The following is an 861-nucleotide window of genomic DNA, read 5'->3' as shown; positions in this document are numbered from 1 at the left end:
ACTTATTATCATTCATTTTTTTCAGCCTCTTTATTCTTTAAGAATAAAAAAACGTCATTTTGTGACAAAATTATGTCTAAATCATAATTGTCGATCAGAATATTCAGTTAAAATTTGTGACTTTAAATGTTCAAGCAATCGGTCTTGATTTAAATTTAATTGCTTCCGACTGGCAAGAATTCCTTTTTGATAAAGCAGCTGAATTTCTTCATTCGTTCTTGCTAGTCCAGCTTGTGCGAGTTGCGAGACAAAAGTTTGTGTGACATAACGAGGAAATTCCACAATTCCGTCCTCTGATTTTTGGCCAATTGTCGTTGAAAGACGGAATAAAGCCCAAGAAACTTTTAAACCTGTTTTATCGTTTGAAAGTGTATAAGCAAAAAAAATCTTGATCATTTGCGCGATTACTTTTTCAAATAACTCATGATATTCACGTGGATTCACATACAGGTGAGATAGAAAAAATTCTTTATCAATTTCGTATATGATTGAATCCTCAAGTGCAATAACTTGATACTGAATAAAACACGGTAAGTCCCATTTTGAAAATTTTTCCATAAGTACTTCTAAATTAATTAAGCTATTTTCTTCAAGAATCTCTGTGCTGATCATTTCTCCTTCTCGATTTAGAGTTTGAACGACAAAGTTACCTCTTTTAACTAAAAGCACTTTATCTCGAATTTTCTCTGTCGTTTGATAACAAATTTGATTAGGTTCATAATATTTTGTTTTCCAAAAAACAGCGTACCATTCCTTAGTAGTCAAGGATTCAAAACTCAAGCTATTCCCCTCCTCGTAAAATATATTTTAGAAAGATAAATGATCTTCCCTAAATGTTTCATTTCTTTTCCTTACGGAATA

Annotated in this window: 1 protein-coding gene; it reads right to left on the bottom strand. The window is 31.5% G+C overall.

Features of this window, described 5'->3' with window-relative positions; genetic code table 11:
- Nucleotides 1-81: 81 nt before the first annotated feature.
- A complete protein-coding gene (locus tag HCK02_RS13980; protein WP_167630698.1) occupies nt 82-780 on the bottom strand; it encodes a Crp/Fnr family transcriptional regulator in 699 nt (232 codons plus the stop codon).
- Between the last annotated feature and the right edge of the window lie 81 nt (nt 781-861).

It is taken from the genome of Listeria valentina (genome assembly GCF_011800755.1).
GTDB lineage: Bacteria > Bacillota > Bacilli > Lactobacillales > Listeriaceae > Listeria > Listeria valentina.
Note: the sequence above shows the minus strand (reverse complement) of the source record. Positions and strands in the feature narration are given on the sequence as shown.